The organism is Stenotrophomonas bentonitica (assembly GCF_002887735.1).
Lineage (GTDB): Bacteria > Pseudomonadota > Gammaproteobacteria > Xanthomonadales > Xanthomonadaceae > Stenotrophomonas > Stenotrophomonas bentonitica_A.
This window is the reverse complement of sequence record NZ_PKQP01000014.1, coordinates 1-26,636: the sequence shown is the minus strand read 5'-3', so window position 1 is coordinate 26,636 and position 26,636 is coordinate 1. Positions and strand designations below refer to the sequence as shown.

General features: G+C 63.2%; 33 protein-coding genes and 2 pseudogenes. 15 read left to right on the top strand and 20 right to left on the bottom strand.

The window, feature by feature from the left end:
- Positions 1-30: 30 nt before the first annotated feature.
- The 4 genes and pseudogenes from C0R07_RS18360 to merR all read right to left on the bottom strand — a co-directional run bounded on the left by C0R07_RS18360 (position 31) and on the right by merR (position 2,408).
- Positions 31-465: an ArsR/SmtB family transcription factor gene (locus C0R07_RS18360; RefSeq protein ID WP_019184704.1), complete on the bottom strand. Its 435-nt coding sequence runs from the start codon at positions 463-465 to the stop codon at positions 31-33.
- Positions 466-648: 183 nt separating this feature from the next.
- Positions 649-1,725, bottom strand: a complete 1,077-nt coding sequence (locus C0R07_RS18355) for an ArsO family NAD(P)H-dependent flavin-containing monooxygenase (RefSeq protein ID WP_046982949.1) — start codon at positions 1,723-1,725, stop codon at positions 649-651.
- Positions 1,726-1,749: 24 nt separating this feature from the next.
- Positions 1,750-1,941 (bottom strand): annotated as a pseudogene (locus C0R07_RS18350) (thioredoxin-disulfide reductase); the annotation flags it as partial.
- Between the two features lie 32 nt (positions 1,942-1,973).
- Positions 1,974-2,408 (bottom strand): Hg(II)-responsive transcriptional regulator, encoded by a 435-nt coding sequence (merR, locus tag C0R07_RS18345; protein ID WP_005303925.1) that lies wholly within the window; start codon positions 2,406-2,408, stop codon positions 1,974-1,976.
- Between the two features lie 71 nt (positions 2,409-2,479).
- On the opposite strand from merR, the gene C0R07_RS18340 reads away from it, so the two are divergent.
- The 9 genes from C0R07_RS18340 (at position 2,480) to C0R07_RS18300 (ending at position 10,574) form a co-directional block, all read left to right on the top strand.
- The gene (locus C0R07_RS18340; RefSeq protein ID WP_001294663.1) at positions 2,480-2,830 is read left to right on the top strand and encodes a mercuric transport protein MerT; all 351 of its coding nucleotides are present in this window, start codon (positions 2,480-2,482) and stop codon (positions 2,828-2,830) included.
- A gap of 13 nt (positions 2,831-2,843) precedes the next feature.
- On the top strand, positions 2,844-3,119 hold the full coding sequence (gene merP, locus C0R07_RS18335) for a mercury resistance system periplasmic binding protein MerP (protein ID WP_000732292.1): 276 nt from the start codon (positions 2,844-2,846) through the stop codon (positions 3,117-3,119).
- The gene (gene merC / locus C0R07_RS18330; protein WP_000082530.1) at positions 3,116-3,577 is read left to right on the top strand and encodes an organomercurial transporter MerC; all 462 of its coding nucleotides are present in this window, start codon (positions 3,116-3,118) and stop codon (positions 3,575-3,577) included. Before merP ends, merC begins: the two co-directional genes overlap by 4 nt.
- Positions 3,578-3,628: 51 nt before the next feature.
- Entirely contained in the window at positions 3,629-5,323 is a 1,695-nt protein-coding gene (merA, locus tag C0R07_RS18325; RefSeq protein WP_000105636.1) for a mercury(II) reductase, read from the top strand.
- 17 nt (positions 5,324-5,340) lie between these two features.
- A complete protein-coding gene (merD, locus tag C0R07_RS18320; RefSeq protein WP_001277456.1) occupies positions 5,341-5,703 on the top strand; it encodes a mercury resistance co-regulator MerD in 363 nt (120 codons plus the stop codon).
- The gene (gene merE / locus C0R07_RS18315) at positions 5,700-5,936 is read left to right on the top strand and encodes a broad-spectrum mercury transporter MerE (protein WP_000993386.1); all 237 of its coding nucleotides are present in this window, start codon (positions 5,700-5,702) and stop codon (positions 5,934-5,936) included. The genes merD and merE overlap by 4 nt, the downstream gene beginning before the upstream one ends.
- Positions 5,933-6,919 carry a DUF3330 domain-containing protein gene (locus C0R07_RS20255; protein WP_102789621.1) on the top strand — a complete coding sequence of 329 codons (987 nt, stop codon included), beginning with the start codon at positions 5,933-5,935 and terminating at the stop codon, positions 6,917-6,919. The genes merE and C0R07_RS20255 overlap by 4 nt, the downstream gene beginning before the upstream one ends.
- Positions 6,920-7,044: 125 nt before the next feature.
- The gene (locus C0R07_RS18305; RefSeq protein ID WP_000147567.1) at positions 7,045-7,605 is read left to right on the top strand and encodes a recombinase family protein; all 561 of its coding nucleotides are present in this window, start codon (positions 7,045-7,047) and stop codon (positions 7,603-7,605) included.
- Positions 7,606-7,607: 2 nt separating this feature from the next.
- Positions 7,608-10,574, top strand: coding sequence for a Tn3-like element TnAs3 family transposase (locus C0R07_RS18300; protein ID WP_001138064.1), 2,967 nt, complete (start codon positions 7,608-7,610; stop codon positions 10,572-10,574).
- A 27-nt stretch (positions 10,575-10,601) separates the two neighbouring features.
- Here the strand turns inward: C0R07_RS18300 and C0R07_RS18295 are convergent.
- The 4 genes and pseudogenes from C0R07_RS18295 to C0R07_RS18280 all read right to left on the bottom strand — a co-directional run.
- A pseudogene (locus tag C0R07_RS18295) lies at positions 10,602-11,407 on the bottom strand (NAD(P)/FAD-dependent oxidoreductase); the annotation flags it as partial.
- 3 nt (positions 11,408-11,410) lie between these two features.
- Entirely contained in the window at positions 11,411-12,469 is a 1,059-nt protein-coding gene (arsB, locus tag C0R07_RS18290) for an ACR3 family arsenite efflux transporter (RefSeq protein ID WP_046272491.1), read from the bottom strand.
- A 20-nt stretch (positions 12,470-12,489) separates the two neighbouring features.
- Complete coding sequence (locus C0R07_RS18285) at positions 12,490-12,981, bottom strand: arsenate reductase ArsC (RefSeq protein WP_046272490.1); 492 nt, start codon at positions 12,979-12,981, stop codon at positions 12,490-12,492.
- A gap of 27 nt (positions 12,982-13,008) precedes the next feature.
- Positions 13,009-13,323, bottom strand: coding sequence for an ArsR/SmtB family transcription factor (locus C0R07_RS18280; RefSeq protein ID WP_046272489.1), 315 nt, complete (start codon positions 13,321-13,323; stop codon positions 13,009-13,011).
- A gap of 40 nt (positions 13,324-13,363) precedes the next feature.
- On the opposite strand from C0R07_RS18280, the gene arsH reads away from it, so the two are divergent.
- From arsH to chrA, 3 genes are read left to right on the top strand one after another with little or no spacing between them, the layout of a single operon-like run.
- Positions 13,364-14,104, top strand: a complete 741-nt coding sequence (gene arsH / locus C0R07_RS18275; protein ID WP_046272488.1) for an arsenical resistance protein ArsH — start codon at positions 13,364-13,366, stop codon at positions 14,102-14,104.
- On the top strand, positions 14,101-14,520 hold the full coding sequence (gene arsC / locus C0R07_RS18270; protein ID WP_046982947.1) for an arsenate reductase (glutaredoxin): 420 nt from the start codon (positions 14,101-14,103) through the stop codon (positions 14,518-14,520). The genes arsH and arsC overlap by 4 nt, the downstream gene beginning before the upstream one ends.
- Positions 14,521-14,574: 54 nt before the next feature.
- On the top strand, positions 14,575-15,777 hold the full coding sequence (gene chrA / locus C0R07_RS18265) for a chromate efflux transporter (protein WP_046272486.1): 1,203 nt from the start codon (positions 14,575-14,577) through the stop codon (positions 15,775-15,777).
- Here chrA and C0R07_RS18260 read toward each other — a convergent pair whose 3' ends face one another.
- From C0R07_RS18260 to C0R07_RS18240, 5 genes are read right to left on the bottom strand one after another with little or no spacing between them, the layout of a single operon-like run.
- A complete protein-coding gene (locus C0R07_RS18260; RefSeq protein WP_080341470.1) occupies positions 15,778-16,539 on the bottom strand; it encodes a sulfite exporter TauE/SafE family protein in 762 nt (253 codons plus the stop codon).
- 27 nt (positions 16,540-16,566) lie between these two features.
- A complete protein-coding gene (locus C0R07_RS18255; RefSeq protein WP_049430400.1) occupies positions 16,567-17,004 on the bottom strand; it encodes a TIGR01244 family sulfur transferase in 438 nt (145 codons plus the stop codon).
- Positions 17,001-17,432 (bottom strand): YeeE/YedE family protein, encoded by a 432-nt coding sequence (locus C0R07_RS18250; protein ID WP_046272483.1) that lies wholly within the window; start codon positions 17,430-17,432, stop codon positions 17,001-17,003. Before C0R07_RS18250 ends, C0R07_RS18255 begins: the two co-directional genes overlap by 4 nt.
- Positions 17,429-17,869 (bottom strand): YeeE/YedE family protein, encoded by a 441-nt coding sequence (locus C0R07_RS18245; RefSeq protein WP_005413386.1) that lies wholly within the window; start codon positions 17,867-17,869, stop codon positions 17,429-17,431. Before C0R07_RS18245 ends, C0R07_RS18250 begins: the two co-directional genes overlap by 4 nt.
- Positions 17,866-18,777 carry an MBL fold metallo-hydrolase gene (locus C0R07_RS18240; RefSeq protein WP_080101844.1) on the bottom strand — a complete coding sequence of 304 codons (912 nt, stop codon included), beginning with the start codon at positions 18,775-18,777 and terminating at the stop codon, positions 17,866-17,868. The genes C0R07_RS18245 and C0R07_RS18240 overlap by 4 nt, the downstream gene beginning before the upstream one ends.
- 207 nt (positions 18,778-18,984) lie before the next feature.
- Here C0R07_RS18240 and C0R07_RS18235 point away from each other — a divergent pair, with 207 nt between their 5' ends.
- A complete protein-coding gene (locus C0R07_RS18235) occupies positions 18,985-19,284 on the top strand; it encodes an ArsR/SmtB family transcription factor (protein WP_032967187.1) in 300 nt (99 codons plus the stop codon).
- Here the strand turns inward: C0R07_RS18235 and C0R07_RS18230 are convergent.
- The 5 genes from C0R07_RS18230 to C0R07_RS19795 all read right to left on the bottom strand — a co-directional run bounded on the left by C0R07_RS18230 (position 19,263) and on the right by C0R07_RS19795 (position 23,054).
- Positions 19,263-19,973 (bottom strand): DUF2238 domain-containing protein, encoded by a 711-nt coding sequence (locus C0R07_RS18230; protein WP_102789620.1) that lies wholly within the window; start codon positions 19,971-19,973, stop codon positions 19,263-19,265. The two genes, C0R07_RS18235 and C0R07_RS18230, sit on opposite strands and share 22 nt — an antisense overlap.
- A complete protein-coding gene (locus C0R07_RS18225) occupies positions 19,963-20,802 on the bottom strand; it encodes a universal stress protein (protein WP_049430394.1) in 840 nt (279 codons plus the stop codon). Before C0R07_RS18225 ends, C0R07_RS18230 begins: the two co-directional genes overlap by 11 nt.
- Before the next feature lie 20 nt (positions 20,803-20,822).
- Entirely contained in the window at positions 20,823-21,593 is a 771-nt protein-coding gene (locus C0R07_RS18220; protein ID WP_049447182.1) for a universal stress protein, read from the bottom strand.
- Positions 21,594-21,681: 88 nt separating this feature from the next.
- Positions 21,682-22,326, bottom strand: coding sequence for a DUF4010 domain-containing protein (locus tag C0R07_RS18215; RefSeq protein WP_167390409.1), 645 nt, complete (start codon positions 22,324-22,326; stop codon positions 21,682-21,684).
- The gene (locus tag C0R07_RS19795; RefSeq protein ID WP_167390408.1) at positions 22,323-23,054 is read right to left on the bottom strand and encodes a hypothetical protein; all 732 of its coding nucleotides are present in this window, start codon (positions 23,052-23,054) and stop codon (positions 22,323-22,325) included. Before C0R07_RS19795 ends, C0R07_RS18215 begins: the two co-directional genes overlap by 4 nt.
- A 57-nt stretch (positions 23,055-23,111) precedes the next feature.
- On the opposite strand from C0R07_RS19795, the gene C0R07_RS18210 reads away from it, so the two are divergent.
- Positions 23,112-23,939: a universal stress protein gene (locus C0R07_RS18210; protein WP_049430389.1), complete on the top strand. Its 828-nt coding sequence runs from the start codon at positions 23,112-23,114 to the stop codon at positions 23,937-23,939.
- Between the two features lie 111 nt (positions 23,940-24,050).
- Entirely contained in the window at positions 24,051-25,451 is a 1,401-nt protein-coding gene (locus C0R07_RS18205) for an MBL fold metallo-hydrolase RNA specificity domain-containing protein (protein WP_100443864.1), read from the top strand.
- A 375-nt stretch (positions 25,452-25,826) separates the two neighbouring features.
- On the opposite strand, the gene C0R07_RS18200 is transcribed toward C0R07_RS18205, so the two are convergent.
- Positions 25,827-26,102, bottom strand: coding sequence for a hypothetical protein (locus tag C0R07_RS18200; RefSeq protein ID WP_005413380.1), 276 nt, complete (start codon positions 26,100-26,102; stop codon positions 25,827-25,829).
- Positions 26,099-26,636 (bottom strand): efflux RND transporter permease subunit (locus tag C0R07_RS18195; protein WP_174704371.1); only part of this gene is annotated, 538 nt, incomplete at its 5' end. The genes C0R07_RS18200 and C0R07_RS18195, both read right to left, overlap by 4 nt.

The following is a 26,636-nucleotide window of genomic DNA, read 5'->3' as shown; positions in this document are numbered from 1 at the left end:
CCCCCGACTCCCCAGCCGGGCGGTACACGACTATTTGAGCGGCCGCGGTGGGGCAGGGACCTCCGCCACGCAATCGCAGGCGGGATCGGTGGGATGAGGCTGCAGACAGAGCTCGGAACGACCGCCGCAGCAATCGTCCAGCAGGAAGGCCAGCAAACCATGCATGCCGTCCAGGCAGGCGCGATAGCGCACGAAGCGGCCTTCGCGGGTGCCGCAGATCAATCCGCCTCGGCTCAGCACGGCCAGATGGTTAGACAAGGTGTTGTGCCGCATTCCCATCATGTCGGTCAGGACACCGGCGGTCAGTCCTTCCGGCTCGTGGTTCACCAGCGTGCGGAAGATCACAAGACGTGCGCCGTTGCTCAGTGCCGACAGTGCATCCAGCGCATGGTCGATCGACATCGATGCGCTGAGTGAGCGCCGTTCGAAGTAATCAAAATCCAAGACGCGTTGGGGCTGGGCCATCACGGTGCTCCAATTGCACAAGATGTCGACATGTCGAGATATGTCGACATGACGAAATGGTGGACCCTCTATGTGACACCGTGATGACACACACCTATTCAGTTATCGATCAACGTCGCTCACAAAAAATCCCGCGGGAGCGGGACGTTGAGGGGAGCAAGCTGGCACGGTTGGCAACAGGGGTCAGCTCCTGTCCTGGTGGTCTGCGCAATAGGCAGTGACCTGCCTCATCGCCTCGCGGGCGTAACGCGTGACCCCAATCAGCGTGGCAGAGGCCATGCCGTTCCAATCCCCGTATCCCAACAACCAAACCGAGGGCACCGCCAACGCGCGCAGGCCGCTGCCGTCGACCTCCACCTGGCCCTGCGGGGTTACAAGGTCCAGGCCCTTCAGGTGCGACAGCGCCGGGCGGAAGCCGGTGCACCAGATCACTGCATCGAACGCACGTTCGGTGCCGTCAGTCCATTGCATGCCGGTGGGGGAAAAGCGGGCCGGCGGTGGGACTGCGGCGAGCACCCCCCGCGCGCGCGCATCGAGCACCGGCGGCACCATGACGATGTCGCCGAAACCGCCTGGTGGCAGGTCAGGCTCCCGGCCTTCCTGCTGCGCCTTCCATCGCTCAGTCGCGCGTTCGAACAGCACGCGGCCGTCGACGTCATCGGCCAGGAACGCCGGTTCCTGCTGGGTGATCCAAGTGGTTTCAGCCACCATCGATACTTCGGCCAGAATCTGCGCACCGGAATTGCCACCGCCCATGATGGCCACCCGCATTCCGGCGAACGGCGCAGCGGTACTGTAGTGGGCAGAGTGCAGCTGGATCCCCGCAAAGGAGTCCAGCCCCTCGTACTCAGGCATGTAGGGTTTCCCCCATGTTCCGGTGGCGCTGATCACCGCCCGGGCCAACCATTGCCGACCGTCGCTGGCCTCCACCCGCAGCCGTCCGCCGGCGCGGCTGATTCGTTGCACGCGGATGGGGCGAATGATTGGAAGCGCATATTTCTGTTCATACTGCGCCAGGTAAGCGAGCACCTCCGCCCGCGCAGGGTAGGGGCCCTGGCTGGCGGGCATGGGCCACCCGGGAATCGAGCTCCAGCCCGCCGGGGAAAACAGATGCAACGAGTGCCAGGCATGCTGCCATGCCCCGCCGGGCGATGTTTCCGCATCGAGAATCACATAGGACAGCCCGCTGCGACGCAGGAAATAGCCGGCCGAAAGACCCGACTGCCCACCTCCGACTATCAGCACGTCGACGCTGTCCATCTGTGCTCCCTCGCGCCGCCGCACTCAGGCGGCGTTCTTACGCTGCTGTTGATCGGAAATTCTGAGTGCATCCAGATAGCGCTCCGCATCCAGCGCGGCCATGCAGCCGAAGCCGGCCGAGGTGATCGCCTGGCGGTAGTGCTGGTCGGCCACGTCGCCGGCGGCGAACACGCCTTCCACCGAGGTCTGGGTGGCGTTGCCGCCCAGGCCCGAACGGGGGCACCTCAGAAAACGGAAAATAAAGCACGCTAAGGCATAGCTGACCTTGCCAGGCCTGCTTCGCCCTGTAGTGACGCGATCAACGGGCAGGAAACATTCCCCTTTCGTGCATGGCAGGCGCACACGAGTTCAGACAGCACGGTTTCCATGCGCGCCAAGTCGGCCATCTTCTCGCGCACGTCCTTGAGCTTGTGTTCGGCCAGGCTGCTGGCCTCCTCGCAGTGGGTGCCATCGTCGAGCCGCAACAGCTCGGCAATCTCGTCCAGACTGAACCCCAGCCGCTGTGCCGATTTCACGAATTTCACCCGAACCACGTCCGCCTCCCCATAGCGGCGGATGCTGCCGTAAGGCTTGTCCGGTTCCGGCAACAGGCCCTTGCGCTGATAGAAGCGGATTGTCTCCACGTTGACCCCGGCCGCCTTGGCAAAAACGCCAATGGTCAGGTTTTCCAAATTATTTTCCATATCGCTTGACTCCGTACATGAGTACGGAAGTAAGGTTACGCTATCCAATCCAAATTCAAAAGGGCCAACGTATGTCTGAACCACAAAACGGGCGCGGTGCGCTCTTCGCCGGCGGGCTGGCCGCCATTCTTGCATCGACCTGCTGCCTGGGGCCGCTAGTACTGGTCGCCCTGGGCTTCTCCGGTGCTTGGATCGGCAACCTGACGGTGCTGGAACCCTATCGACCGTTGTTCATCGGCGCGGCGCTAGTGGCGCTGTTCTTCGCCTGGAAGCGGATTTACCGGCCCGTGCAGGCATGCAAGCCAGGTGAGGTCTGCGCGATTCCGCAGGTGCGCGCCACCTACAAGCTGATTTTCTGGATCGTGGCCGTGCTGGTCCTGGTCGCGCTTGGATTTCCCTATGTCGTTCCATTTTTCTATTAACCAGGAGTTCATCATGAAGAAACTGTTTGCCTCCCTTGCCCTCGCCGCCGCTGTTGCCCCGGTGTGGGCCGCTACCCAGACCGTCACGCTAGCGGTTCCCGGCATGACTTGCGCCGCCTGCCCGATCACAGTCAAGAAAGCGCTCTCCAAGGTCGAAGGCGTGAGCAAGGTCGATGTGGGCTTCGAGAAGCGCGAGGCCGTCGTCACTTTTGACGACACCAAGGCCAGCGTACAGAAGCTGACCAAGGCCACCGCAGACGCCGGCTATCCGTCCAGCGTCAAGCAGTGAGCCAGCAAGCCAACGACAACAGCGAGAGCCGCTTCATGGGACTGATGACACGCATTGCCGATAAAACCGGCGCGCTCGGCAGCGTCGTTTCCGCGATGGGCTGCGCCGCCTGCTTTCCAGCCCTCGCCAGCTTCGGCGCGGCCATCGGGCTGGGCTTCTTGAGCCAGTACGAGGGACTGTTCATCAGCCGCCTGCTGCCGCTGTTTGCCGCGCTGGCCTTCCTGGCGAACGCGCTGGGTTGGTTCAGTCATCGGCAATGGCTGCGCAGTCTGCTCGGCATGATCGGCCCGGCCATCGTGTTTGCGGCCACGGTCTGGCTGCTCGGCAACTGGTGGACGGCGAACCTGATGTACGTCGGCCTGGCCTTGATGATTGGGGTGTCGATCTGGGACTTCGTGTCGCCGGCGCATCGCCGTTGCGGACCGGACGGCTGCGAACTCCCCGCCAAGCGCTTGTGAAAGACGGCTGACCGTGCGACACGGCGGCCCACACGAATAAGGAACGATGGTATGAGCACTCTCAAAATCACCGGCATGACTTGCGACTCGTGCGCAGTGCATGTCAAGGACGCCCTGGAGAAAGTGCCCGGCGTGCAATCAGCGGATGTCTCCTACGCCAAGGGCAGCGCCAAGCTCGCCATTGAGGTCGGCACGTCACCCGACGCGCTGACGGCCGCTGTAGCTGGACTCGGTTATCGGGCCACGCTGGCCGATGCCCCCTCAGTTTCGACGCCGGGCGGATTGCTCGACAAGATGCGCGATCTGCTGGGCAGAAACGACAAGACGGGTAGCAGCGGCGCATTGCATATCGCCGTCATCGGCAGCGGCGGGGCCGCGATGGCAGCGGCGCTGAAGGCCGTCGAGCAAGGCGCACGTGTCACGCTGATCGAGCGCGGCACCATCGGCGGCACCTGCGTCAATGTCGGTTGTGTGCCGTCCAAGATCATGATCCGCGCCGCCCATATCGCCCATCTGCGCCGGGAAAGCCCGTTCGATGGCGGCATCGCCGCTACCACGCCGACCATCCAGCGCACGGCGCTGCTGGCCCAGCAGCAGGCCCGCGTCGATGAACTGCGCCACGCCAAGTACGAAGGCATCTTGGAGGGCAATCCGGCGATCACTGTGCTGCACGGCTCCGCCCGCTTTAAGGACAATCGCAACCTGATCGTGCAACTCAACGACGGCGGCGAGCGCGTGGTGGCATTCGACCGCTGCCTGATCGCCACCGGCGCGAGCCCGGCCGTGCCGCCGATTCCCGGCCTGAAAGACACTCCGTACTGGACTTCCACTGAAGCGCTGGTCAGCGAGACGATTCCTAAGCGCCTGGCCGTGATTGGCTCATCAGTGGTGGCGCTGGAGCTGGCGCAGGCGTTCGCCCGACTCGGAGCGAAGGTGACGATCCTGGCTCGCAGCACGCTGTTCTTCCGCGAAGACCCAGCTATAGGCGAAGCCGTCACGGCCGCATTCCGCATGGAGGGCATCGAGGTGAGGGAACACACCCAGGCCAGCCAGGTCGCGTATATCAATGGTGAAGGGGACGGCGAATTCGTGCTCACCACGGCGCACGGCGAACTGCGCGCCGACAAGCTGCTGGTCGCCACCGGCCGCGCGCCCAACACACGCAAGCTGGCACTGGATGCGACGGGCGTCACGCTCACCCCGCAAGGCGCTATCGTCATCGACCCCGGCATGCGTACAAGCGTGGAACACATCTACGCCGCAGGCGACTGCACCGACCAGCCGCAGTTCGTCTATGTGGCGGCAGCGGCCGGCACTCGCGCCGCGATCAACATGACCGGCGGTGACGCGGCCCTGAACCTGACCGCGATGCCGGCCGTGGTGTTCACCGACCCGCAAGTGGCGACCGTAGGTTACAGCGAGGCGGAAGCGCACCATGACGGCATCAAAACTGATAGTCGCACGCTAACGCTGGACAACGTGCCGCGCGCGCTCGCCAACTTCGACACGCGCGGCTTCATCAAACTGGTGGTTGAAGAAGGCAGCGGACGACTGATCGGCGTGCAGGCAGTGGCCCCGGAAGCGGGCGAACTGATCCAGACGGCCGCACTGGCGATTCGCAACCGGATGACGGTGCAGGAACTGGCCGACCAGTTGTTCCCCTACCTGACGATGGTCGAAGGGTTGAAGCTCGCGGCGCAGACCTTCAACAAGGATGTGAAGCAGCTTTCCTGCTGCGCCGGGTGAGGACAAGGAGGTGTGCGATGAGCGCCTACACGGTATCGCAACTGGCCCATAACGCTGGGGTGAGCGTACATATCGTGCGCGACTACCTGGTGCGCGGCTTGTTACGGCCGGTGGCCTGCACCACGGGCGGCTACGGCGTGTTCGACGATGCGGCCTTGCAACGGCTGTGCTTCGTGCGCGCGGCCTTCGAGGCGGGTATCGGCCTGGATGCCCTGGCGCGGCTGTGCCGTGCGCTCGACGCAGCGGACGGCGCACAAGCCGCAGCGCAGCTTGCCGTGCTGCGCCAGTTGGTCGAGCGGCGGCGCGCGGCGTTGGCCCATCTGGACGCGCAACTGGCCTCCATGCCAGCCGAGCGGGCGCACGAGGAGGCATTGCCGTGAACGCCCCTGACAAACTGCCGCCCGAGACGCGCCAACCCGTTTCCGGCTACCTGTGGGGTGCGCTGGCCGTGTTGACCTGCCCCTGCCATCTGCCGATTCTCGCCGCCGTGCTGGCCGGGACGACCGCCGGTGCCTTCCTTGGCGAGCATTGGGGTGTTGCCGCGCTCGCGCTGACCGGCTTGTTCGTTCTGGCCGTAACGCGGCTGCTGCGCGCCTTCCGGGGCGGATCATGACGAGTTCGCAGCCCGCCGGATGGACGGCGGCCGAGTTGGCGCAGGCGGCGGCGCGCGGACAGCTTGACCTGCATTACCAGCCGCTGGTCGATCTGCGCGATCACCGGATCGCTGGCGCGGAAGCGTTGATGCGCTGGCGGCATCCGAGGCTTGGCCTGTTGCCGCCCGGCCAGTTCCTGCCGCTGGCCGAGTCGTTCGGCCTGATGCCGGAAATAGGCGCGTGGGTGCTGGGCGAGGCCTGTCGCCAGATGCACAAGTGGCAAGGACCGGCATGGCAACCGTTCCGTCTTGCCGTCAATGTGTCCGCCAGCCAGGTTGGGCCAACGTTCGACGACGAGGTAAAGCGGGTGCTGGCCGATATGGCCCTGCCCGCCGAGCTTCTGGAGATCGAACTGACCGAATCGGTCGCATTCGGCAATCCAGCCCTGTTCGCCAGTTTCGACGCCTTGCGCGCCATCGGCGTGCGCTTCGCCGCCGACGACTTCGGCACCGGCTATTCCTGCCTGCAACATCTGAAATGCTGCCCCATCACCACATTGAAAATCGACCAATCCTTTGTCGCCAGGCTCCCGGATGATGCCCGTGACCAAACTATCGTGCGGGCGGTGATCCAGCTCGCGCACGGGCTGGGCATGGAGGTGGTAGCCGAGGGTGTGGAAACACCCGACTGCCTTGCGTGGTTGCGGCAGGCGGGTTGCGACACGGTGCAGGGTTTCCTGTTCGCCAGGCCGATGCCGGCGGCGGCCTTCGTCGGCTTCGTCAACCAATGGAGGAACACCACCATGAACGCCAATGAACCGAGCACCAGTTGCTGCGTGTGCTGCAAGGAAATCCCGCTCGATGCCGCCTTCACGCCGGAAGGGGCCGAGTACGTGGAGCATTTCTGCGGGCTGGAGTGCTATCAGCGCTTCCTGGCGCGGGCCAGCACTGCGACCGAAACCAGCGTCAAACCGGACGCTTGTGATTCGCCGCCGTCAGGTTGAGGCACACCCTAACCTGATGTCAGATGCCATGTGTAAATTGCGTCAGGATAGGATTGAATTTTGCATTTATTGACATATCTCGTTGAAGGTCATAGAGTCTTCCCTGACATTTTGCAGGGAATTCCATGACTGGACAGCGCATTGGGTATATCAGGGTCAGCACCTTCGACCAGAACCCGGAACGGCAACTGGAAGGCGTCAAGGTTGATCGCGCTTTTAGCGACAAGGCATCCGGCAAGGATGTCAAGCGTCCGCAACTGGAAGCGCTGATAAGCTTCGCCCGCACCGGCGACACCGTGGTGGTGCATAGCATGGATCGCCTGGCGCGCAATCTCGATGATTTGCGCCGGATCGTGCAAACGCTGACACAACGCGGCGTGCATATCGAATTCGTCAAGGAACACCTCAGTTTTACTGGCGAAGACTCTCCGATGGCGAACCTGATGCTCTCGGTGATGGGCGCGTTCGCCGAGTTCGAGCGCGCCCTGATCCGCGAGCGTCAGCGCGAGGGTATTGCGCTCGCCAAGCAACGCGGGGCTTACCGTGGCAGGAAGAAATCCCTGTCGTCTGAGCGTATTGCCGAACTGCGCCAACGTGTCGAGGCTGGCGAGCAAAAGACCAAGCTTGCTCGTGAATTCGGAATCAGTCGCGAAACCCTGTATCAATACTTGAGAACGGATCAGTAAATATGCCACGTCGTTCCATCCTGTCCGCCGCCGAGCGGGAAAGCCTGCTGGCGTTGCCGGACTCCAAGGACGACCTGATCCGACATTACACATTCAACGATACCGACCTCTCGATCATCCGACAGCGGCGCGGGCCAGCCAATCGGCTGGGCTTCGCGGTGCAGCTCTGTTACCTGCGCTTTCCCGGCGTCATCCTGGGCGTCGATGAACTACCGTTCCCGCCCTTGTTGAAGCTGGTCGCCGACCAGCTCAAGGTCGGCGTCGAAAGCTGGAACGAGTACGGCCAGCGGGAGCAGACCCGGCGCGAGCACCTGAGCGAGCTGCAAACCGTGTTCGGTTTCCGGCCCTTCACCATGAGCCATTACCGGCAGGCCGTCCAGATGCTGACCGAGCTGGCGATGCAAACCGACAAAGGCATCGTGCTGGCCAGCGCCTTGATCGGGCACCTGCGGCGGCAGTCGGTCATTCTGCCCGCCCTCAACGCCGTCGAGCGGGCGAGTGCCGAGGCGATCACCCGTGCTAACCGGCGCATCTACGACGCCTTGGCCGAACCACTGGCGGACGCGCATCGCCGCCGCCTCGACGATCTGCTCAAGCGCCGGGACAACGGCAAGACGACCTGGTTGGCTTGGTTGCGCCAGTCACCGGCCAAGCCAAATTCGCGGCATATGCTGGAACACATCGAACGCCTCAAGGCATGGCAGGCACTCGATCTGCCTACCGGCATCGAGCGGCTGGTTCACCAGAACCGCCTGCTCAAGATTGCCCGCGAGGGCGGCCAGATGACACCCGCCGACCTGGCCAAATTCGAGCCGCAACGGCGCTACGCCACTCTCGTGGCGCTGGCCACCGAGGGCATGGCCACCGTCACCGACGAAATCATCGACCTGCACGACCGCATCCTGGGTAAGCTGTTTAACGCTGCCAAGAATAAGCATCAGCAGCAGTTCCAGGCGTCAGGCAAGGCCATCAACGCCAAGGTACGTCTGTACGGGCGCATCGGTCAGGCGCTGATCGACGCCAAGCAATCAGGCCGCGATGCGTTTGCCGCCATCGAGGCCGTCATGTCCTGGGATTCCTTTGCCGAGAGCGTCACCGAGGCGCAGAAGCTCGCGCAACCCGATGACTTCGATTTCCTGCATCGCATCGGCGAGAGCTACGCCACCCTGCGCCGCTATGCACCGGAATTCCTTGCCGTGCTCAAGCTGCGGGCCGCGCCCGCCGCCAAAAACGTGCTTGATGCCATTGAGGTGCTGCGCGGCATGAACACCGACAACGCCCGCAAGCTGCCAGCCGATGCACCGACCGGCTTCATCAAGCCGCGCTGGCAGAAACTGGTGATGACCGACGCCGGTATCGACCGGCGCTACTACGAACTGTGCGCGCTGTCCGAGTTGAAGAACTCCCTGCGCTCGGGCGACATCTGGGTGCAGGGTTCACGCCAGTTCAAGGACTTCGAGGACTACCTGGTACCGCCCGAGAAGTTCACCAGCCTCAAGCAGTCCAGCGAATTGCCGCTGGCCGTGGCCACCGACTGCGAACAATATCTGCATGAGCGGCTGACGCTGCTGGAAGCACAACTTGCCACCGTCAACCGCATGGCGGCAGCCAACGACCTGCCGGATGCCATCATCACCGAGTCGGGCTTGAAGATCACGCCGCTGGATGCGGCGGTGCCCGACACCGCGCAGGCGCTGATAGACCAGACAGCCATGGTCCTGCCGCACGTCAAGATTACCGAACTGCTGCTCGAAGTCGATGAGTGGACGGGCTTCACCCGGCACTTCACGCACTTGAAATCGGGCGATCTGGCCAAGGACAAGAACCTGTTGTTGACCACGATCCTGGCCGACGCGATCAACCTGGGCCTGACCAAGATGGCCGAGTCCTGCCCCGGCACGACCTACGCGAAGCTCGCTTGGCTGCAAGCCTGGCATACCCGCGACGAAACGTACTCGACAGCGTTGGCTGAACTGGTCAACGCTCAGTTTCGGCATCCCTTTGCCGGGCACTGGGGCGATGGCACCACATCATCATCGGACGGACAGAATTTCCGAACCGCTAGCAAGGCAAAGAGCACGGGGCACATCAACCCAAAATATGGCAGCAGCCCAGGACGGACTTTCTACACCCACATCTCCGACCAATACGCGCCATTCCACACCAAGGTGGTCAATGTCGGCCTGCGCGACTCAACCTACGTGCTCGACGGCCTGCTGTACCACGAATCCGACCTGCGGATCGAGGAGCACTACACCGACACGGCGGGCTTCACCGATCACGTCTTCGCCCTGATGCACCTCTTGGGCTTCCGCTTCGCGCCGCGCATCCGCGACCTGGGCGACACCAAGCTCTACATCCCGAAGGGCGATGCCGCCTATGACGCGCTCAAGCCGATGATCGGCGGCACGCTCAACATCAAGCACGTCCGCGCCCATTGGGACGAAATCCTGCGGCTGGCCACCTCGATCAAGCAGGGCACGGTGACGGCCTCGCTGATGCTCAGGAAACTCGGCAGCTACCCGCGCCAGAACGGCTTGGCCGTCGCGCTGCGCGAGTTGGGCCGCATCGAGCGCACGCTGTTCATCCTCGACTGGCTGCAAAGCGTCGAGCTACGCCGCCGCGTGCATGCCGGGCTGAACAAAGGCGAGGCGCGCAATGCGCTGGCCCGTGCCGTGTTCTTCAACCGCCTTGGTGAAATCCGTGACCGCAGTTTCGAGCAGCAGCGCTACCGGGCCAGCGGCCTCAACCTGGTGACGGCGGCCATCGTGCTGTGGAACACGGTCTACCTGGAGCGTGCGGCGCATGCGTTGCGCGGCAATGGTCATGCCGTCGATGACTCGCTATTGCAGTACCTGTCGCCACTCGGCTGGGAGCACATCAACCTGACCGGTGATTACCTATGGCGCAGCAGCGCCAAGATCGGCGCGGGGAAGTTCAGGCCGCTACGGCCTCTGCAACCGGCTTAGCGTGCTTTATTTTCCGTTTTCTGAGACGACCCCCGAACGGATGTCCAGGTAGCCGTTGTTCATGGTCAGCTGGCCGTCGAACAGGCTGGTGTTGGGGTGGTGGCCGATGGCCACGAAGAAGCCGTGCGCCTCCAGGTCGCGGGTGCTGCCGTCCAGGGTGGACTTCACGCGCACGCCGGTGACGCCGGCGTCGTTGCCCAGCACCTCGTCCACCTGGTGGTGCCAGACGGTCTCGATCTTGCCGGCGGCGACCTTGGCGAACAGCTTGTCCTGCATGATCTTTTCCGCCTTGAGCGTATCGCGGCGGTGGACCAGGTAGACCTTGCGGGCGATGTTGGACAGGTACAGCGCCTCTTCCACGGCGGTGTTGCCGCCGCCGACCACGACCACGTCCTGGTCGCGGTAGAAGAAGCCGTCACAGGTGGCGCAGGCCGACACGCCGCGGCCCTTGAAGGCCTCTTCGGTCGGAATGCCCAGGTACTTGGCGGTGGCGCCGGTGGCGATGATGAGCGCGTCGCAGTGTACTCGGCGCTGTCGCCGATCAGCGTGAACGGGCGCTTGGAAAGGTCGGCGGTGTGGATGTGGTCGAAGATCACCTCGGTCTCGAAGCGCTCGGCATGGGCCTGCATGCGTGCCATCAGGTCCGGGCCCATCAGGCCGTGCGCGTCGCCCGGCCAGTTGTCCACCTCGGTGGTGGTCATCAGCTGGCCGCCCTGCTGCAGGCCGGTGATCACCACCGGGTTCAGGTTGGCGCGGGCGCCGTAGACCGCGGCCGTCCAGCCGGCCGGGCCGGAACCGAGGATCAACAGCGGGATGTGTTGGGTCTTGCTCATGACTCAATGACTCCGTGCGTCGGCAGGAAAGTAGCGCTTGCCCAGCCGCAGGGCGACATGGACCAACAGGATCAGCACCGGCACCTCCACCAGCGGTCCGATGACCGCAGCGAAGGCGACCGGCGAAGCCAGACCAAAGGCGGCGATGGCGACGGCGATGGCCAGCTCGAAATTGTTGCCAGCAGCAGTGAAGGCGATCGCGGTCGTGCGCGGATAGTCCTTGGCAATGAACTTGCCCATGAAGAAGCTCAGCACGAACTGAATGATGAAATAGAGCGTCAGCGGGATCGCGATGCGCACTGCGTCCATCGGGATGCGCAGCACATCGCCCCCCTTCAGGCTGAACATGGCAACGATCGTGAAGAGCAGCGCCGCCAGCGTGATCGGACTGATCGCCGGCAGGAACTTATCTTCATACCAACGCACGCCCTTGCGCGCCTTGAGCCAGCGGCTGGTGAGGAACCCTGCGAGGAAGGGGATGCCCAGATAAATCAGCACCGCCTCGGCAATGGTCCAGAAGCTGACGTCGATCACGCTGCCCTGCAGCCCGAACACCGGCGGCAGCCACGACAGGAAGAACCAGGCATAGACACTGAACAGCGCGATCTGGAAGATCGAGTTGAAGGCGACCAAGCCCGCCACATACTGCCCATCGCCACGGGCGAGTTGGTTCCAGACCAGCACCATGGCTATGCAGCGTGCCAGGCCGATCAGGATCAGGCCGGTCATATATTCGGGGTAGTCGCGCAGGAACAGCACCGCCAAGCCGAACATCAGGAACGGACCGATGATCCAGTTCTGCACCAGCGAGAGCATCAGCACGCGCTTGTCGGCGAACACCTTGGGCAGCTCTTCGTACTTCACCTTGGCCAGCGGCGGATACATCATCAGGATCAAGCCAATGGCGATCGGGATGTTGGTCGATCCAATCGACAGGCTGTGGAGCGCGCTGGGGACGCCTTCGAACATCGCGCCCAAGCCGACGCCGAGGGCCATCGCCAAGAAAATCCAGAGCGTAAGGTACCGGTCCAGGAAGGACAGGCGGGGGGAATCAGTAGTCATGGCAGGTCTCGGAAAAGCGGTTAGTCGATCTGCGCGATCGGGTCGAGGCGGGCCTTCAGCGCTGCGCGGTCGTCCCAGTCGCTGTCAGGAATCTCCAGGAAGGCCTGTAGGCGTCGCTTGATGGTCTGATGGGCACGGTCAAAGGCTTCTGCCTTCTGCGCATCCGAACCTTCCACGCCGGCCGGGTCGAACAGGCCCCAATGCACGCGAACGAAGTCACCAAACACCACCGGGCACGCCTCGGCGGCCGCGCTGTCACACACGGTGACGATCAGGTCCATGGCAGCGGCATCGACTTCGGCAAATTCGTCCCAGGACTTGCTACGCATGCCCTCGACCGGGAAGCCTTCGCGCTCCAGCTGGGCAATGGCAAAGGGATTGACGCGACCGGCCGGCTGGCTGCCCGCACTGAAGGAGAGATAGCGGCCTTCGCCCCATTTTTTAAGGGTCGATTCGGCAAGCACGCTGCGGGCGGAGTTGCCAGTACACAAGAACAGAACACGACGGGTCATTTGAGCGATCTCTATGACGGGGGAAGGTCAGCAGCCAGCAGGACGTTCGCAGGCTTGTTCGTCGGCGCAGCAGTTTTCGGTCAGGTAGGCCACCAGCGCGCTCATCGCCTCGAACTCGGCCCGGTAGCAGATGGTGCGACCGCGCTGCTCGGCGGTGATCAGGCCAGCGGCCAGCAACTCCTTCAGATGGAAAGAGAGGGTGGCACCGGGAAGGGAGAGGGACTGGGCGATGTCGCCGGCCAGCTTGCCGCCACTTCCGGCCTGGACCAGCAGGCGGAAGATGGAAAGCCGGGTGGCGTGACCCAGGGCGGCCAGGGCGTGAGTTGCGTTTTTATGTTCCATGCCTCTAGAATAGTCGAATCGAATAGGCAGGACAACCCCCATGCAACACCTTCCCAATGTCGTCCCGGGCGCCTTGAACCCTCCGGTGGCCGAAAAGCTGAGCGAGCCGAATGCCGCGCCGCACCGGCCCCGCATCCTGATCTTGTACGGTTCCCTGCGCCCGCAGTCGTTCAGCCGCAAGCTGGCTTTGGAGGCGCAGCGGTTGCTGGAACATCTGGGCGCAGAGACCCGAGTGTTTGATCCGCATGAGCTGCCGATGCTCGATTCGGTGCCGGCCACCCACCCCAAGGTGCAGGAGCTGCGCCAGGCTTCTTTGTGGTCTGAAGGGCACGTGTGGATCAGCCCGGAACGCCACGGCACTTTGACCGCCGTGTTTAAGAACCAGATTGACTGGCTACCGCTGGAAGAGGGGAGCGTGCGCCCGACCCAAGGTCGCACCCTGGCAGTGATGCAGGTCTGCGGTGGCTCGCAATCGTTCAACGTGGTCAACGCGCTGCGCGTGCTCGGCCGATGGATGCGGATGGTGACGATCCCCAACCAGTCGTCGGTCGCCAAAGCGTGGCAGGAGTTCGACGACGAAGGTCGAATGAAGCCTTCGGCGTATTACGATCGCGTGGTGGACGTGATGGAGGAACTGGTCAAGTTCACCCTGCTGGTGCGCGGGCGCAGTGACTACCTGGTCGACCGCTACAGCGAGCGCAAGGGCGCCGTTGAAGCGGCGGCGCTGGCGGCCGCTGCAGGCGTGGTCGAGACCATTTTGAATCAGGAGGAAAGTGCGTGAACGCTGTCATCTACCACAACCCCAAGTGCGGCACCTCGCGCAACACACTCGCGCTGATCCGCTTCGCCGGGATCGAACCGGAAGTGATCGACTACCTGGCCCACCCGCCCAGCCGCGCGCGCCTGGTCGACCTCATCACGGCCGCAGGGTTGAGCGTGCGTGATGCCATCCGGCAGAAGGGCACGCCGTATGACGAGCTGGCACTGGGCAATGCAGCACTGAGCGACGACGCGCTGCTTGATGCGATGCTGACGCACCCGATACTCATCAATCGTCCTTTGGTACAAACCGATAGGGGTACCCGTCTGTGTCGGCCATCAGAAGTGGTGCTGGACATCCTGCCGCCGCTGCCCGGACCGTTCCGAAAGGAAGATGGAGAGTGGGTGACCGGGCATACCGGAAGCTCGACGCCGTGATCCCATTGCTTGGCTGGGCTCGCTGCCGTTGAGAACCACAGGAGGTCATGCCCTATGTCGCCGCTCGATCCCGCAACAACCGAAAGCGCGTGGCGCGTCTTCCTGGTGTTCCTGCGACTGGGACTGACGTCGTTCGGCGGCCCGATTGCCCACCTGAGCTATTTCCGCCACGAGTTCGTCGAGCGTCGCCGTTGGCTGACGGACCGTAGCTATTCCGATCTGGTGGCCCTGTGCCAACTACTTCCGGGCCCGGCCAGCAGCCAGGTTGGAATGGCGCTTGGCCTGCGTCGAGCCGGCTGGCCTGGTCTGGTGGCCGCCTGGGCAGGCTTTACCCTGCCCTCGGCCGTGCTGATGATCCTGTTTGCCTTGGGCGTTGCCGGATACCAGGGCATCGTTGAATCCGGCTGGCTGCATGGCCTGAAGATCGTGGCAGTTGCCGTGGTGGCCCAAGCGGTATGGGGAATGGCCCGGTCCCTGTGCCCGGACCGTCTGCGCGCAGGGATGGCATTTGTTGCCGCTGTGTTGACCTTGGCCATGCCCTCGGTCGTCGGCCAGATCGTGGTGATCATCTTCAGCGGACTGCTCGGTCGCTGGATGCTGAAGATCGAACCAGTTTCCGGCCAATCAGACGGCGGCTATCCCGTCTCGCGAAGAACCGGCACGGTGGCACTGGTGCTACTGGTGCTGCCACTTGTTCTGCTGCCGGTGTGGGCCGCGGCGAGCGGATCCCCCCTGGCCATGCTGTTGGAGGGGGTCTACCGCGCCGGCGCCCTGGTCTTTGGCGGCGGCCACGTCGTGCTGCCATTGCTGCAGACCGCGGTTGTCCAGAGCGGCACCGTGAGCACGGCAGATCTGCTCGCCGGGTACGGTGCGGCGCAGGCGGTGCCGGGCCCTCTTTTCACATTCGCAGCGTACCTGGGGGCCATGGCCGCGGGTCCGTTGAGTGGCTGGGCGGGAGGTCTTACGCTGTTGGCGGTCATTTTCATGCCTGCCGTTCTCGTGCTCGTAGGAGTGCTGCCCTTCTGGGAGTCGCTAAGCCACCGCAAGGATCTGCAGGCTTCAATTGCAGGCGTCAACGCCGGGGTCGTCGGGATCCTGCTGGCAGCGTTGTACGACCCGGTGTGGACGAGTGCGATCCATGACCGATGGGATGTCACGATGGCGCTGGTTGCGTTCGGGCTACTGGTCGTCGCGCGTGCACCGCCGATCGTGGTGGTGTTGCTGGCTGCCATGGCGGGTTGGGCGATGGCGCGGTAGTCAGGGCATCTGCCAGAGCATATAAGCCGCCGTCATGAAAATGAGTAGCGCGAATGCAACATTCAACACTCCACGGTGCTCTGCCAACGCTGCTGATGCGCGCGCTCCGGCGATTCCGCCCGCACTTCCAGCAACGACGAATGCGGCAGCAAGTGGCCAGTTGACCAGGCCGGATTGAGCATAGTTGATGGCAGTCGTCAGACCGAAAGCGGAGACAGCTACGAGGGAGCTGCCTATTGCGGCCAGCATCGGCATGCCCGTGGCGGCCATCAGCCCAGGGACAACCAGGAAGCCGCCGCCAATACCGAAGAATCCGGAGAGTGCCCCGGAGAACGCCCCTAATCCGAGCAGTGCCGGCATGTTCCCTTTGCTGAGGCGGACGCTTGCATCACCTTCCGCATTGCGTTTGCGCAGCATAAGAATGCCTATCACGACCATCAGCAGGGCAAACATGAACAATAGTCGCTGCCCATCCACGGCCTTACCTAAGCTGGAGCCCAGATAGGCGCCAGCGATGCCTGCCAACGCGAAGACCGACGCGCACGGCCATCTCACGTTTCCCCGGCGGGCATGAACGAAAAGGTTGGAAAGTGCATTGGCAGCAACCGCCAATGCACTGGTACCGATGGCGACGTGTGGACTGTCGATGCCCACCAGGTAAAGCATGAGCGGGACAGCCAGAATAGAGCCGCCTCCGCCGACCAGCCCGAGTACGAAGCCCACCAGAATGCCGGAGAGTCCACCCAGCGCGAGCTGCAACAGGGAAAGGGTTTCCATGTCAGTTGGCCGTTAGGCAGCGGAAGAGGGGGCGCCTCGCAGGCGCGAAGCAAGAGAGGACAGGTCGTAACCAGCCTCACCGGCAATGGACAGCACCTGTTCGGGCGTAGCTCCGCCGTTACGAACCTGGGATAGGGCCCATAGCGACGTCGAGCGGGTGCCGGTCCTGCAGTAAGCGACGATGGGTGCAGGCAGTTGTTCCAGCAGCACGCCAAACTGCTGCACATGTCCATCGGTGATGCCGCCAGGCACGACGGGCAGATAGGCAAAGCCCAGGCCCGCCCTGGAGCAGGCCGCCTGCAGTGCAAGGTGATCGGGCTGGTCCGGCTGCTCGCCGTCGGGTCTATTACAGATGACACTCGAGATGCCCGCCTTTTTCAAGGCAGGTATGTCGGTGGGAACCAGTTGGTCGGTCACATGCAAGCTCGGCGCAAGTGAGTGCAGATTCATGGCGAATTCTCTGTTGAGCGGGGACGGTGGAGGAGCCAGTGGAGGAGCATGCCGACGACCATGGCGGCCGCGAAAACGAGTGCAAAGGGTTGACCCGTTGGCAACAGTGCAATGGCCGGGCCCGGGCATACGCCTGCCAGCCCCCACCCAACGCCAAACACTGCCGCGCCAATGACCAGGTTCCGGTCGATCTGACGCTGATTGGGAATGTGCAGCGCCGCAGCGAGCACAGGAGCATTGCGTGCGCGGACCCATCGATAGGCGATCGCTGACGGAATCAGCGCCCCGGCCATGACAAGTGCCAGTGATGGATCCCACCTGCCTGTGACGTCAAGAAAGGCGAGTACGCGCGTGGGATTGGCCATGTCCGAGACGACCAGGCCCAGGCCAAACAAGGCGCCACACAGAACTGCCGCCAGCCGGATCATGTTCCGCCTCCGATCATCATGCGGACAACCGCCACGGTCGCCATGCCCATGAGCATGAAAACGCCCGTGGCAACCATGGAGCGTGGTGACAGCCTGGCCAGGCCGCAAACGCCGTGACCGCTCGTGCAGCCAGATCCGAGGCGGGTTCCAAAGCCGACCAGCAGCCCGGCCAACACCAACAACGGCGTAGCGGAGATTGAAAGCGACGGCAGCGAAATGGGCTTGACCGCGAGCGCCAGCCCGGACGCCACCAGCAGCCCTGCCAGGAACAGGGCCGACAAGGAGCGGTCGCCAGCGGACGACAGGCCAAGAGTGTTTGCAAGCAAGCCGGAGACGCCGGCAATGCGACCGGTCAGCAGCAGAAATCCACCCGCTGCCGTACCGATCATCAGGCCGCCGATGACGGGCCAGTACCACGCCAAAGAGGGGAGGGTCATAGCAGGTCCACCGGCAGTTTGAGGTAGCGCACCCCGTTGTCATCCGGGTCGGGCAGATGGCCCGCGCGCATGTTGACCTGCACTGAGGGCAGGATCAGGCGCGGCATGGGGAGCGTCGCGTCGCGGCTCTCACGCATCTCCACGAACATGTCCTCCGTCACACCTTGATGCACATGGATATTCGCGGTTCGTTCCGCGCCCATGGTGGTTTCCCATGCGAACCGATCCCGGCCCGTGGCCTTGTAGTCGTGGCAGAGGAACACCCGGGCGTCATCCGGCAGGGCCAGTAGACGTTGGATGGAGCGATAGAGCTGGCGGGCCGAGCCACCGGGGAAGTCGCAGCGGGCCGTGCCGTAGTCCGGCATGAACAGAGTGTCGCCCGGAAAGACCGCATCCCCGATGACGTAGGCCATGCACGCAGGGGTGTGGCCTGGCACGTGCAAGGCAGTTGCCTGGAGATTCCCAACGGTGAACTCCGCGCCATCGGCAAACAGATGGTCGAATTGGCTCCCGTCGCGCTTGAACTCCTTGCCAGCGTTGAAAACCTTGCCGAAGGTGTCCTGCACGCCGGTGATGTGCTCGCCAATGGCAAGCGTTCCGCCGACCCGCCGCTGCAACCACGGTGCAGCGGAAAGGTGATCGGCGTGGGCATGCGTTTCCAGCAGCCACTGAACCTGCAGCCCTTCGTCATGAATGTACTGGACCAGCGCCGCGGCGGAGTCGGTCGAGGTGCGTCCAGAGGGCATATCGAAATCAAGAACGCTGTCGATGATGGCGCACGCCGAAGACCGGGGGTCGCGTACCACGTGGCTGGCCGTAAAGGTGGCGGGGTCGAAGAACGTCTTCACGCAAGGCGAAGGCGTGTGGCCACCTCGCGCTTCACGCACGATGTTTTGAGCTCTCTCCAATGAAGAATCGACGACGACAGGCCTGTTCACGACTCGCTCCCGGTGGTTGTATGATGGATATTAATACATACTTACGTAAACTATGTAAGTGCCGCTTCGTGTCCTTTGGCCGGTTCAGCTGGCGTGCGGATTAACAGGTACGCTCTAGCTCTCCTTTCTGGTGAACCGCTCTTGACCAACCGCCTCACCGCCAACAACCTGGCCGACATGAAGGAACGGGCGCCTGAAGTGGCCGAGTTGCTGCGCTTCATGGCCACGCCGTCGCGTCTGCTGTTGCTTTGTCAGCTGTCCCAAGGGGAGTCGACCGTCGGCGCCCTCGAGGAGGCCACCGGCATCCGACAGCCGGCCCTTTCCCAGCAGCTCGCCGAACTGCGTCAACGGCATCTGGTGACGACCCGGCGAGAGTCACGTTCAGTCTTCTATCGCATCAATGACAGCCGCGTTGAGGCGATGCTGGTTGCCATGCACAGGATCTTCTGCGTGGATCAGTCCGACGACCGGGAGTGAGCAGACGTGGCGTGCCGTACGCTGGCACCCACCGCGCTGATGATCGCTCCAGCCGACGCCAACAGCACATCCTTGTGCGCATCCCACACGTCGCCCTGGATGCCGAGATAAGCCATTCCAAGGTCCTGGTCGACCACCAGAACCGCGCCCCATTCGATCAGTTCATAGGCAGCGGACGTGGCGACGATGAACTGAGTGGCAATCAGGGTCAGCGTCAGCTCGCTGGCCACAGCACGCCTTGCGTAGAGCTCTCTCGCCGCGGGAAAGACCAATACGCCGTAGGCGAGGTGAACGAGTCTGTCGAAAGGGTTGCGATCCCAGCCGAACAGGTCGGTGATCCTGTAGCCCGCAAGTTTCTGCGCCCAAGCGTCGTAAGGGACTTCCGAGTACGTAAAATGAGCGCCCACGGCATGCAGGCACAGAAAAAGCAGAAGCGAGACATTGGTTGCGGGCCGGAACGGGCGCTTCCACTGCTGGAAGACAACGTAGGGAATGGCGATGAATACCAGCAGATTCTCCAGCAACCAGTCGCGCCGGTGGTAGGGTTCGACTGCGGCAAGCAGCCAGCACCCTATGTAGATTCCAAGGCAGAACAGCGCGAAGCGCCAGGAGTCCGACTGCGTGCTCCCCAATCTGCCTTTCGCCGCTGCCGAGGCACGATCCTGGCGTTGGGGGTACTCAATGGGCATAAAGGACCGGAATGGTCGCCCCCTGCAATAGCTCCATCGTCATCCCTCCGATGGTCCGCTCGCGCAGGCGGGAGTGTCCGTATCCGCCAACCACGATCAACGTCGCCTTGGTCGCGCGGGCGTGATCGAGCAGGACCTCGCTGGAACGGCGGTGTCTGGCAAGCAGCCGGGTGGCCGATGCGGCGATGCCCCAGCTCCGGAGGTGTTCAATGAGGGAAGCTGTGACAGTGCCAGCAGCACCCTCCATCTCGTCCGAATGGCTGCATATCTCCACCAGAAGGACAGTCTGCACCTGCTGTAGCAATGGGATCGCGCTGTGCAGGGCGCGGCATGCGTTTGGGGTGTCTTTCCAACCCACAATCGCACACGAGTGGTCGCTTGCCCGCCAATGCGGCGGCACCACCACAACGGGCCTTCCCGCGTCAAAAAGCAGCGCATTGAACAGGGCCACGCCCGCTGGGTCGGCCTTGGCGAATCCTGACCAGCCCCCGACAATGGCCAGATCCGCAGAGAAGGCCAGTCGAGCGGCGAGCTCTGCAGGAGATTCAATGCCCGCTTCGTGAACTTCTACGGAAACACCAGGGTGCTCTGCGATTCTGGCCCTGATCCTTGAGGCTCTTTCCGAGGCCTCCCGCCGACATGCGTCCTGGGCAGCCAGGAACGATGCGCGGGGCGTCGGATCAGCAGTCCCGATCGCCGGCGGAGGCAGGTCGACCGTTTCGATGATGCGCACCCGCGCGTCCTGCGACCTGCCGATCTCGACGGCGAAGCGGATGGCCGCGTCATCTGCTGATGAGTCTGACAAAGGCACAAGAATATCCTTCAACATGGCTCTGGCATCCTGGTGCGTCAACGTGACAGGAACAGGGGCGTGAGGGTGCGCTCGAAGAGCTCCCTCGTCGTTCCCCCCAGCAGCCATTCGCGCGCGCGCGAATGGCCATAGGCGCCGCAGACGAGTAGATCCGCCTGGCTATCAAATGCGTGGCCCAGTAGCGCTTCAGCCACGCTCCCCCCATCTGACGACACGGGAGTAAATATCGCTTCTCGCCCCTGCCGCATCAGACTGTTGATGAACGCCTGAGCATGTTCATTGACCCGGTCACTTCCGTCCACGGTGGTAACCACAAGGGCACACGCGAAATCCAATCTCAGGAAATCATGTGCCGCGCGAGCGGATTCGGGGGTTGCACTCCAGCCGATGACGGCCCGCTTGAAGATTCCGTCGAAACGGGTTCTCCCTGGCAATGCCAGGATGGGGCGTCCGGATCGGCTAACCAGTGAAGAGAACTGAGCATGTTGCAGCCTGCGCTCGGCGTGGTCATGTCCGGCGCACGCCATTATCACCTGGTCGAAACCCTGTGCGCGCAGGGCAATCGCGTCCACAGGACGTTCCGCGCGCCCGTCCTCGATCTGGATGTCATGCGGAACGCTCCACTGCGCAACCCGGCGCAAGAGCGTGGCGACTCTGGGCGGGACTTCGGCGCGTGCAACGTCGGGCAAGGGAGATTCCACTGGCTGCACCAGCGTGATGTGCCCGCCACGGGCGCCGACAAGCGCTGCTGCCAGCTGCATGGCAGAAGCATCAGCGGGCGTATCCGTCAAAGGGACAAGAATATCCATCTTGGCTGTTGGACACAGAGGCCGGCGTTGCCCCGCATTCTCCGCCAGTCCTGCACGGAGATATTGACGTGGGTCAAGGTGTTGACGATCACCCGCTACGCCCGGCGGCCACAGCGAACGTTCCGACGATCAGGCTGGTCCCGATCAACAACGGAGCAGAGAAGCGCCATCCGCCCCTTGCCGCGGCGATCAAGCATTTCAGCAATGAGTTGGTCGCGAGTGCGATGGTGATCGCCTGTATCGCGATACCGTTGCTGATCCGCTCCGCACCAACCATCTGGGCGGCAGAGGCGGTGGCGGCATGTACGTCGGCAATGCCGGAGATGCCCAGAGTCCAGGGCAGGCTCTCGTCACCCAGCCAGTCTCGCAGCAGACTTGCTGCCAGAAGCAGAATGACGATCAGCCCAACAAAAACCACGATCGCCAACGGTTTGAATGGCCGCACGATGGCCAGCCCGGACACCGCTGAGGTACTGAGCAAGGACCGCCATCCGAATGCCAATGCTATCCCCATGGCCACGATTGCCGAGCAGACCAGCGGGACCATGCTGTAGGCGAGTAATGCAGGTGCCAGCGTGCCCATTACCAGGCCCAACTGCAGAATCATGGCCACGTTGGAAAGCAAGGCTGCTCCTGCGAATGCAGGCGCCAGCCGGGGCGACGACCGCGCCCCGTCCGCCATTGCCGCGATGGTGGCGGTACTGGAGACAAACCCACCGGCGAAGCCGGTCAAGGCCAAGGCCGACCGGGCCCCAGATGGCGTAGCGCCAGGTGCGCTCCGACGCTGACTGCCATCAGCGCCACGATGAGTGTGCCGAGCCGACTCGGGTTGATGACTTCCCAAGGGTCGACGGTGCGGTCTGGAAGCAAGGGAAGAATCAGAAAGCCAGCAACCAGCACCGTTGCGACGTCCCGAAGCTCACGGCTGGAAACCTTCGCATTCACCTTCCGTATCAGGGCAGGGCCCCCAACCAGTATCACCAGGATGGCACTGCCGGCGAGGATCGCCGTTGCAGGTGCGCTTACCGCAATGGCGCCTACCAGATACAGGGCAGGCAGCACAATCAGACTGGCCGCGGCTGCCTGGGAGTGTCGTGGGCGAGGGCAGACTGCCAGGCCCAGCAGCACTGCGCCAGCTACCAGCGCCGCGCCTCCCAGCAGCGCTCCCAACCCGCCTGAGATCGCGACCAGCGCAAGCACAACACTGCCCCCAAAGCGCGTGTGGGCCGCCGCCATCCTCCCGCCTGCTCGCTGCCAGGCCAGTCCAACAAGGGCGCCCACGACAGAGGCGGTAATCAGCCCCGCGGCGGTGCCTGCCGGATCCTGGACGATGCTCAGCATTTTTGGTTGCCCACTGGAATCGGTCAATGGCGATTCTGCTCGGGCATTTGTCCAGAACGAATCCCGGGATGACTTGATCCAAGTCAACGATCCAGGGGAACTTTCGTTGACTTCGATCAAGTTCATTCGTCGCGCGGGGCTCAAGCTAACGACTCCTTCACCCCGGGGAGACCGATCATGTACTGCGACATTCTGCTGCCCTTCGTCTTGGGGCGCCTGCACGAGCAGGCGTTGGGTCTGGCCACGGCGCTTTCGCGTGAGCAGGGGAGCCGTCTGGTAGCTCTGGCTGGGGCCAGTGTAGTTGTGCCGGTAGCGACGGGTTGGATGTACTACCCTGCCGTCTACACCGCTCTGCACGAGCCGGCCAAGGAAACGGTCAGGATGCTTGCCACGTCGCTGGAGGAGCGGCTGGCGGGCGCAGGGGTAGATTGGCTCGTGTCCGCGAACGAGAGGGTGTGGGAGGGGCCTGTGGATCAGGTGATGCCTCAGTCACGATGCGTTGACCTGACCATCTTGGGGTTGCATCGCGATGACCCCGGCATTGAGGACACGCTTGTCTCCTCGTTGCTGGTGGAATCGGGCGTGCCGCTGCTGCTCGTGCCACCGGAAGCACGCGATGCGGTGCCGCGTGACGTTGTAATTGCATGGAAAAGCACGAGGGAATCCATTCGCGCGGTCCATGATGCCTTGCCGTTGCTTGTCGCTGCACAGCGTGTACACCTGTTGTCTATCGATGCCGGTCCCGGCGAACCCAGCAGGGAGAAAGACGCGACTCTGCGCCTGGTGACTCATCTACAGCGCCACGGCGTCTCAGCCTCGCCTGTGCACCGCGGCTATGAGGAAGGTGGAGCAGGACCGGCCATACTGAACTTCGTGAAGGAGAGCGGCGCCGATTGCATTGTCGCCGGCGGCTACGGCAGATCCCGTGCCTCGGAATTCCTGTTTGGCGGCGTTACCCGCACACTGATCCGGCACAGTCCGATACCAGTATTTCTCGCCCACTGAGATCGGCGTGAAGCCCGCTGGCCACCCAGTTCTCCCGTACCGGGCATCGGCTGCCGAGCAACGCCGGCTTGGCCTGCCGCACGGCTGATCCAACGCCCTCCCAGGTGATCCATGTACGTGAACAATCCGCCTCACGATGCAACCCGCCTCAGTGTCTCGTTCCTGGGCGGCACGGATACTGTCACCGGCTCACGCTACCTGATAGAGGCCGGTGGCGCCCGCGTCATGGTGGATTGCGGGCTCTTCCAGGGATACAAACCGCTGCGATTGCGGAACTGGCTACCGTTTCCGGTGGATCCCGCATCCATTGATGCGGTGGTGCTCACCCACGCGCACCTGGATCACAGCGGATATCTGCCACGACTGATGAAGCAGGGATTCCATGGATCCGTGTGGTGCACACCGGCCACCCGGGATCTATGCAGGACACTTCTCCCCGACGCCGCGCGCCTGCTGGAGGAGGAGGCGCGCCACGCCAATCAGCGTGGCAGCTCGAAACACCATCCGGCCGAGCCGCTCTACACCGAGGAGGATGCGCAACGGTGCCTGGATCTAATGCGCGTCGTCTACTTTTCCGATCCCTTTGAACCGGTGCCTGGCGTAACGGCTACGTTTCGCAAACAGGGACACATCCTTGGCGCCGCATCGGTATCGCTGATCCATCGGGGCAGGCGCATCACGTTCAGTGGTGATGTCGGTCGTTCGAACGATCCGGTGATGCGCCCTCCCTGGGCGCTGCCGGCATCGGATTGGGTCGTGGTCGAATCGACATACGGCAATCGGCGCCATCCGACGACGTCTTTGACGGACCTGCTTATCGAGCCGATCCGGCGCACCCTCGGGCGGGGTGGAGTGGTGATGATACCGGCGTTCGCGGTGGGGCGCGCCCAGCTCTTGTTGCACGTGATCGCCACCCTGCAGGCGGAAGGGCGGATTCCGCGCGCCCCGATCTACTTGAACAGCCCCATGGCAAAGGACGTCACCTTGCTCTATGGGAAATACAGAAACGAACATCTGCTGGATGACGCCGCACTGGAGCGGTTGCACGCGGCAACCCGGCTCGTCAATAGCATCGAGGAATCCAAGGCTCTCAACCTTCGGCAAGGCCCTATGATCATCGTCGCGGGTAGTGGAATGCTGACCGGGGGACGCATTCTTCATCATCTCATCGCCTTTGGCCCGGATTGTCGCAACATGATCCTTTTGCCAGGCTTCCAGGCAGGGGGAACGCGCGGGGCGGCATTGGTGCGCGGTGACAAGTTACTGCGAATCTATGGTCAGGACGTGCCGATACGTGCCGAGGTGGTACAGGTGGAAGCAGCTTCTGCCCACGCCGACGCCGATGAACTTCTAAGCTGGCTGCGCACGGCACAGACGACTCCGCGGCGGGTTTTCATCACACACGGAGAGCCAGACGCTGCCGACGCTCAGAGGTTAGCCATTGAGCGGCAGCTGCATTGGTCTGCATGCATCCCCGAGTACTTACAGCACATTGATCTCGACCCGGGCTGAGTAAGGTCCGGCATGGCTGCAGACGCCGTAGTTCGTTGGCGCCCGTCGGCATGGGCGGAGAGTGCGAATCTTCTGAAAAACGGGATACTTTCGTGACACACCTTGTTTTCCGCGATTGGGTTGAAGCAGCTCTCGGGCTCGCAGACGCGTTGAGTGCGTACAAGCGAACCCGAGCATCGCTACTTGCTGTTTCGTGTACCGTGCTGCCCATGGGACGCCTCATCGCAGATTCGCTTGGGGCGCAGCTTAGGCTCGCGGTAATAGCTGACGTGCGTGCGGCAAAGCGTGGCCTTTGTGTATGCCGGCGCGTGCGCGTTGCCGGGTCATCAGCTCTATGCGCCTGCCAGCGCAGACGCATAGAGCCAGGGGCTGCGATCACATCTTCTTTAACGGCACCGCGGTGGGCGGCGGCGGTACCGGGCCCGGGTCGTTGAAACACAGCATGATCTGATCGATGCCGAATTGATCGGCCAGGACCTGGGCAATCACAGCATGCACCAGGTCCAGGTCGACCGAGGGCGCAGCGACGGTGATGGTGGCCGCGATCGCACGGCCATGCTCACCGGCGACCAGGCGCAGGTCGTCCACCGCTTTCACGCCCGGGTCGGTAAACATCGCCGCACGGACCTGTTCCAGGTTGAGCTCGTTCATGGGGACTCCAAAGCAGTGCTACCGGCGCGGGGAGCTCGGTCGCGATGCAGCCAACGATAGAGCACCGGCAGCACCAACAAGGTCAATGCGGTGGATGAGACGATGCCGCCGATGACGACAGTGGCCAGCGGCCGCTGCACTTCCGAGCCAGCACCGACATTCAAGGCCATGGGTAGGAAGCCCAGCGAGGCTACCAGGGCGGTCATCAACACCGGTCGCAGGCGTCCAAGGGCGCCGTCGCGCACAGCGTCGTCTAGCGGATCGCCCTGTTCGCGCAGACGGCGGATGAAGGCGATCATGACCAGCCCGTTGAGTACGGCCACGCCCGACAGCGCGATGAAGCCCACGCCGGCAGAGATCGACAACGGAATCCCGCGCAGAGCCAGTGCCAGCACACCGCCGGTCAGCGCCAGCGGCACGCCACTGAACACAATGGCCGCATCCTTGGCCGAGCCGAAGGCCATGAATAGCAGAGCGAAGATCAACGCCAGTGTCACCGGAACGACCACGCCCAGGCGTTGGGTGGCCGAGATC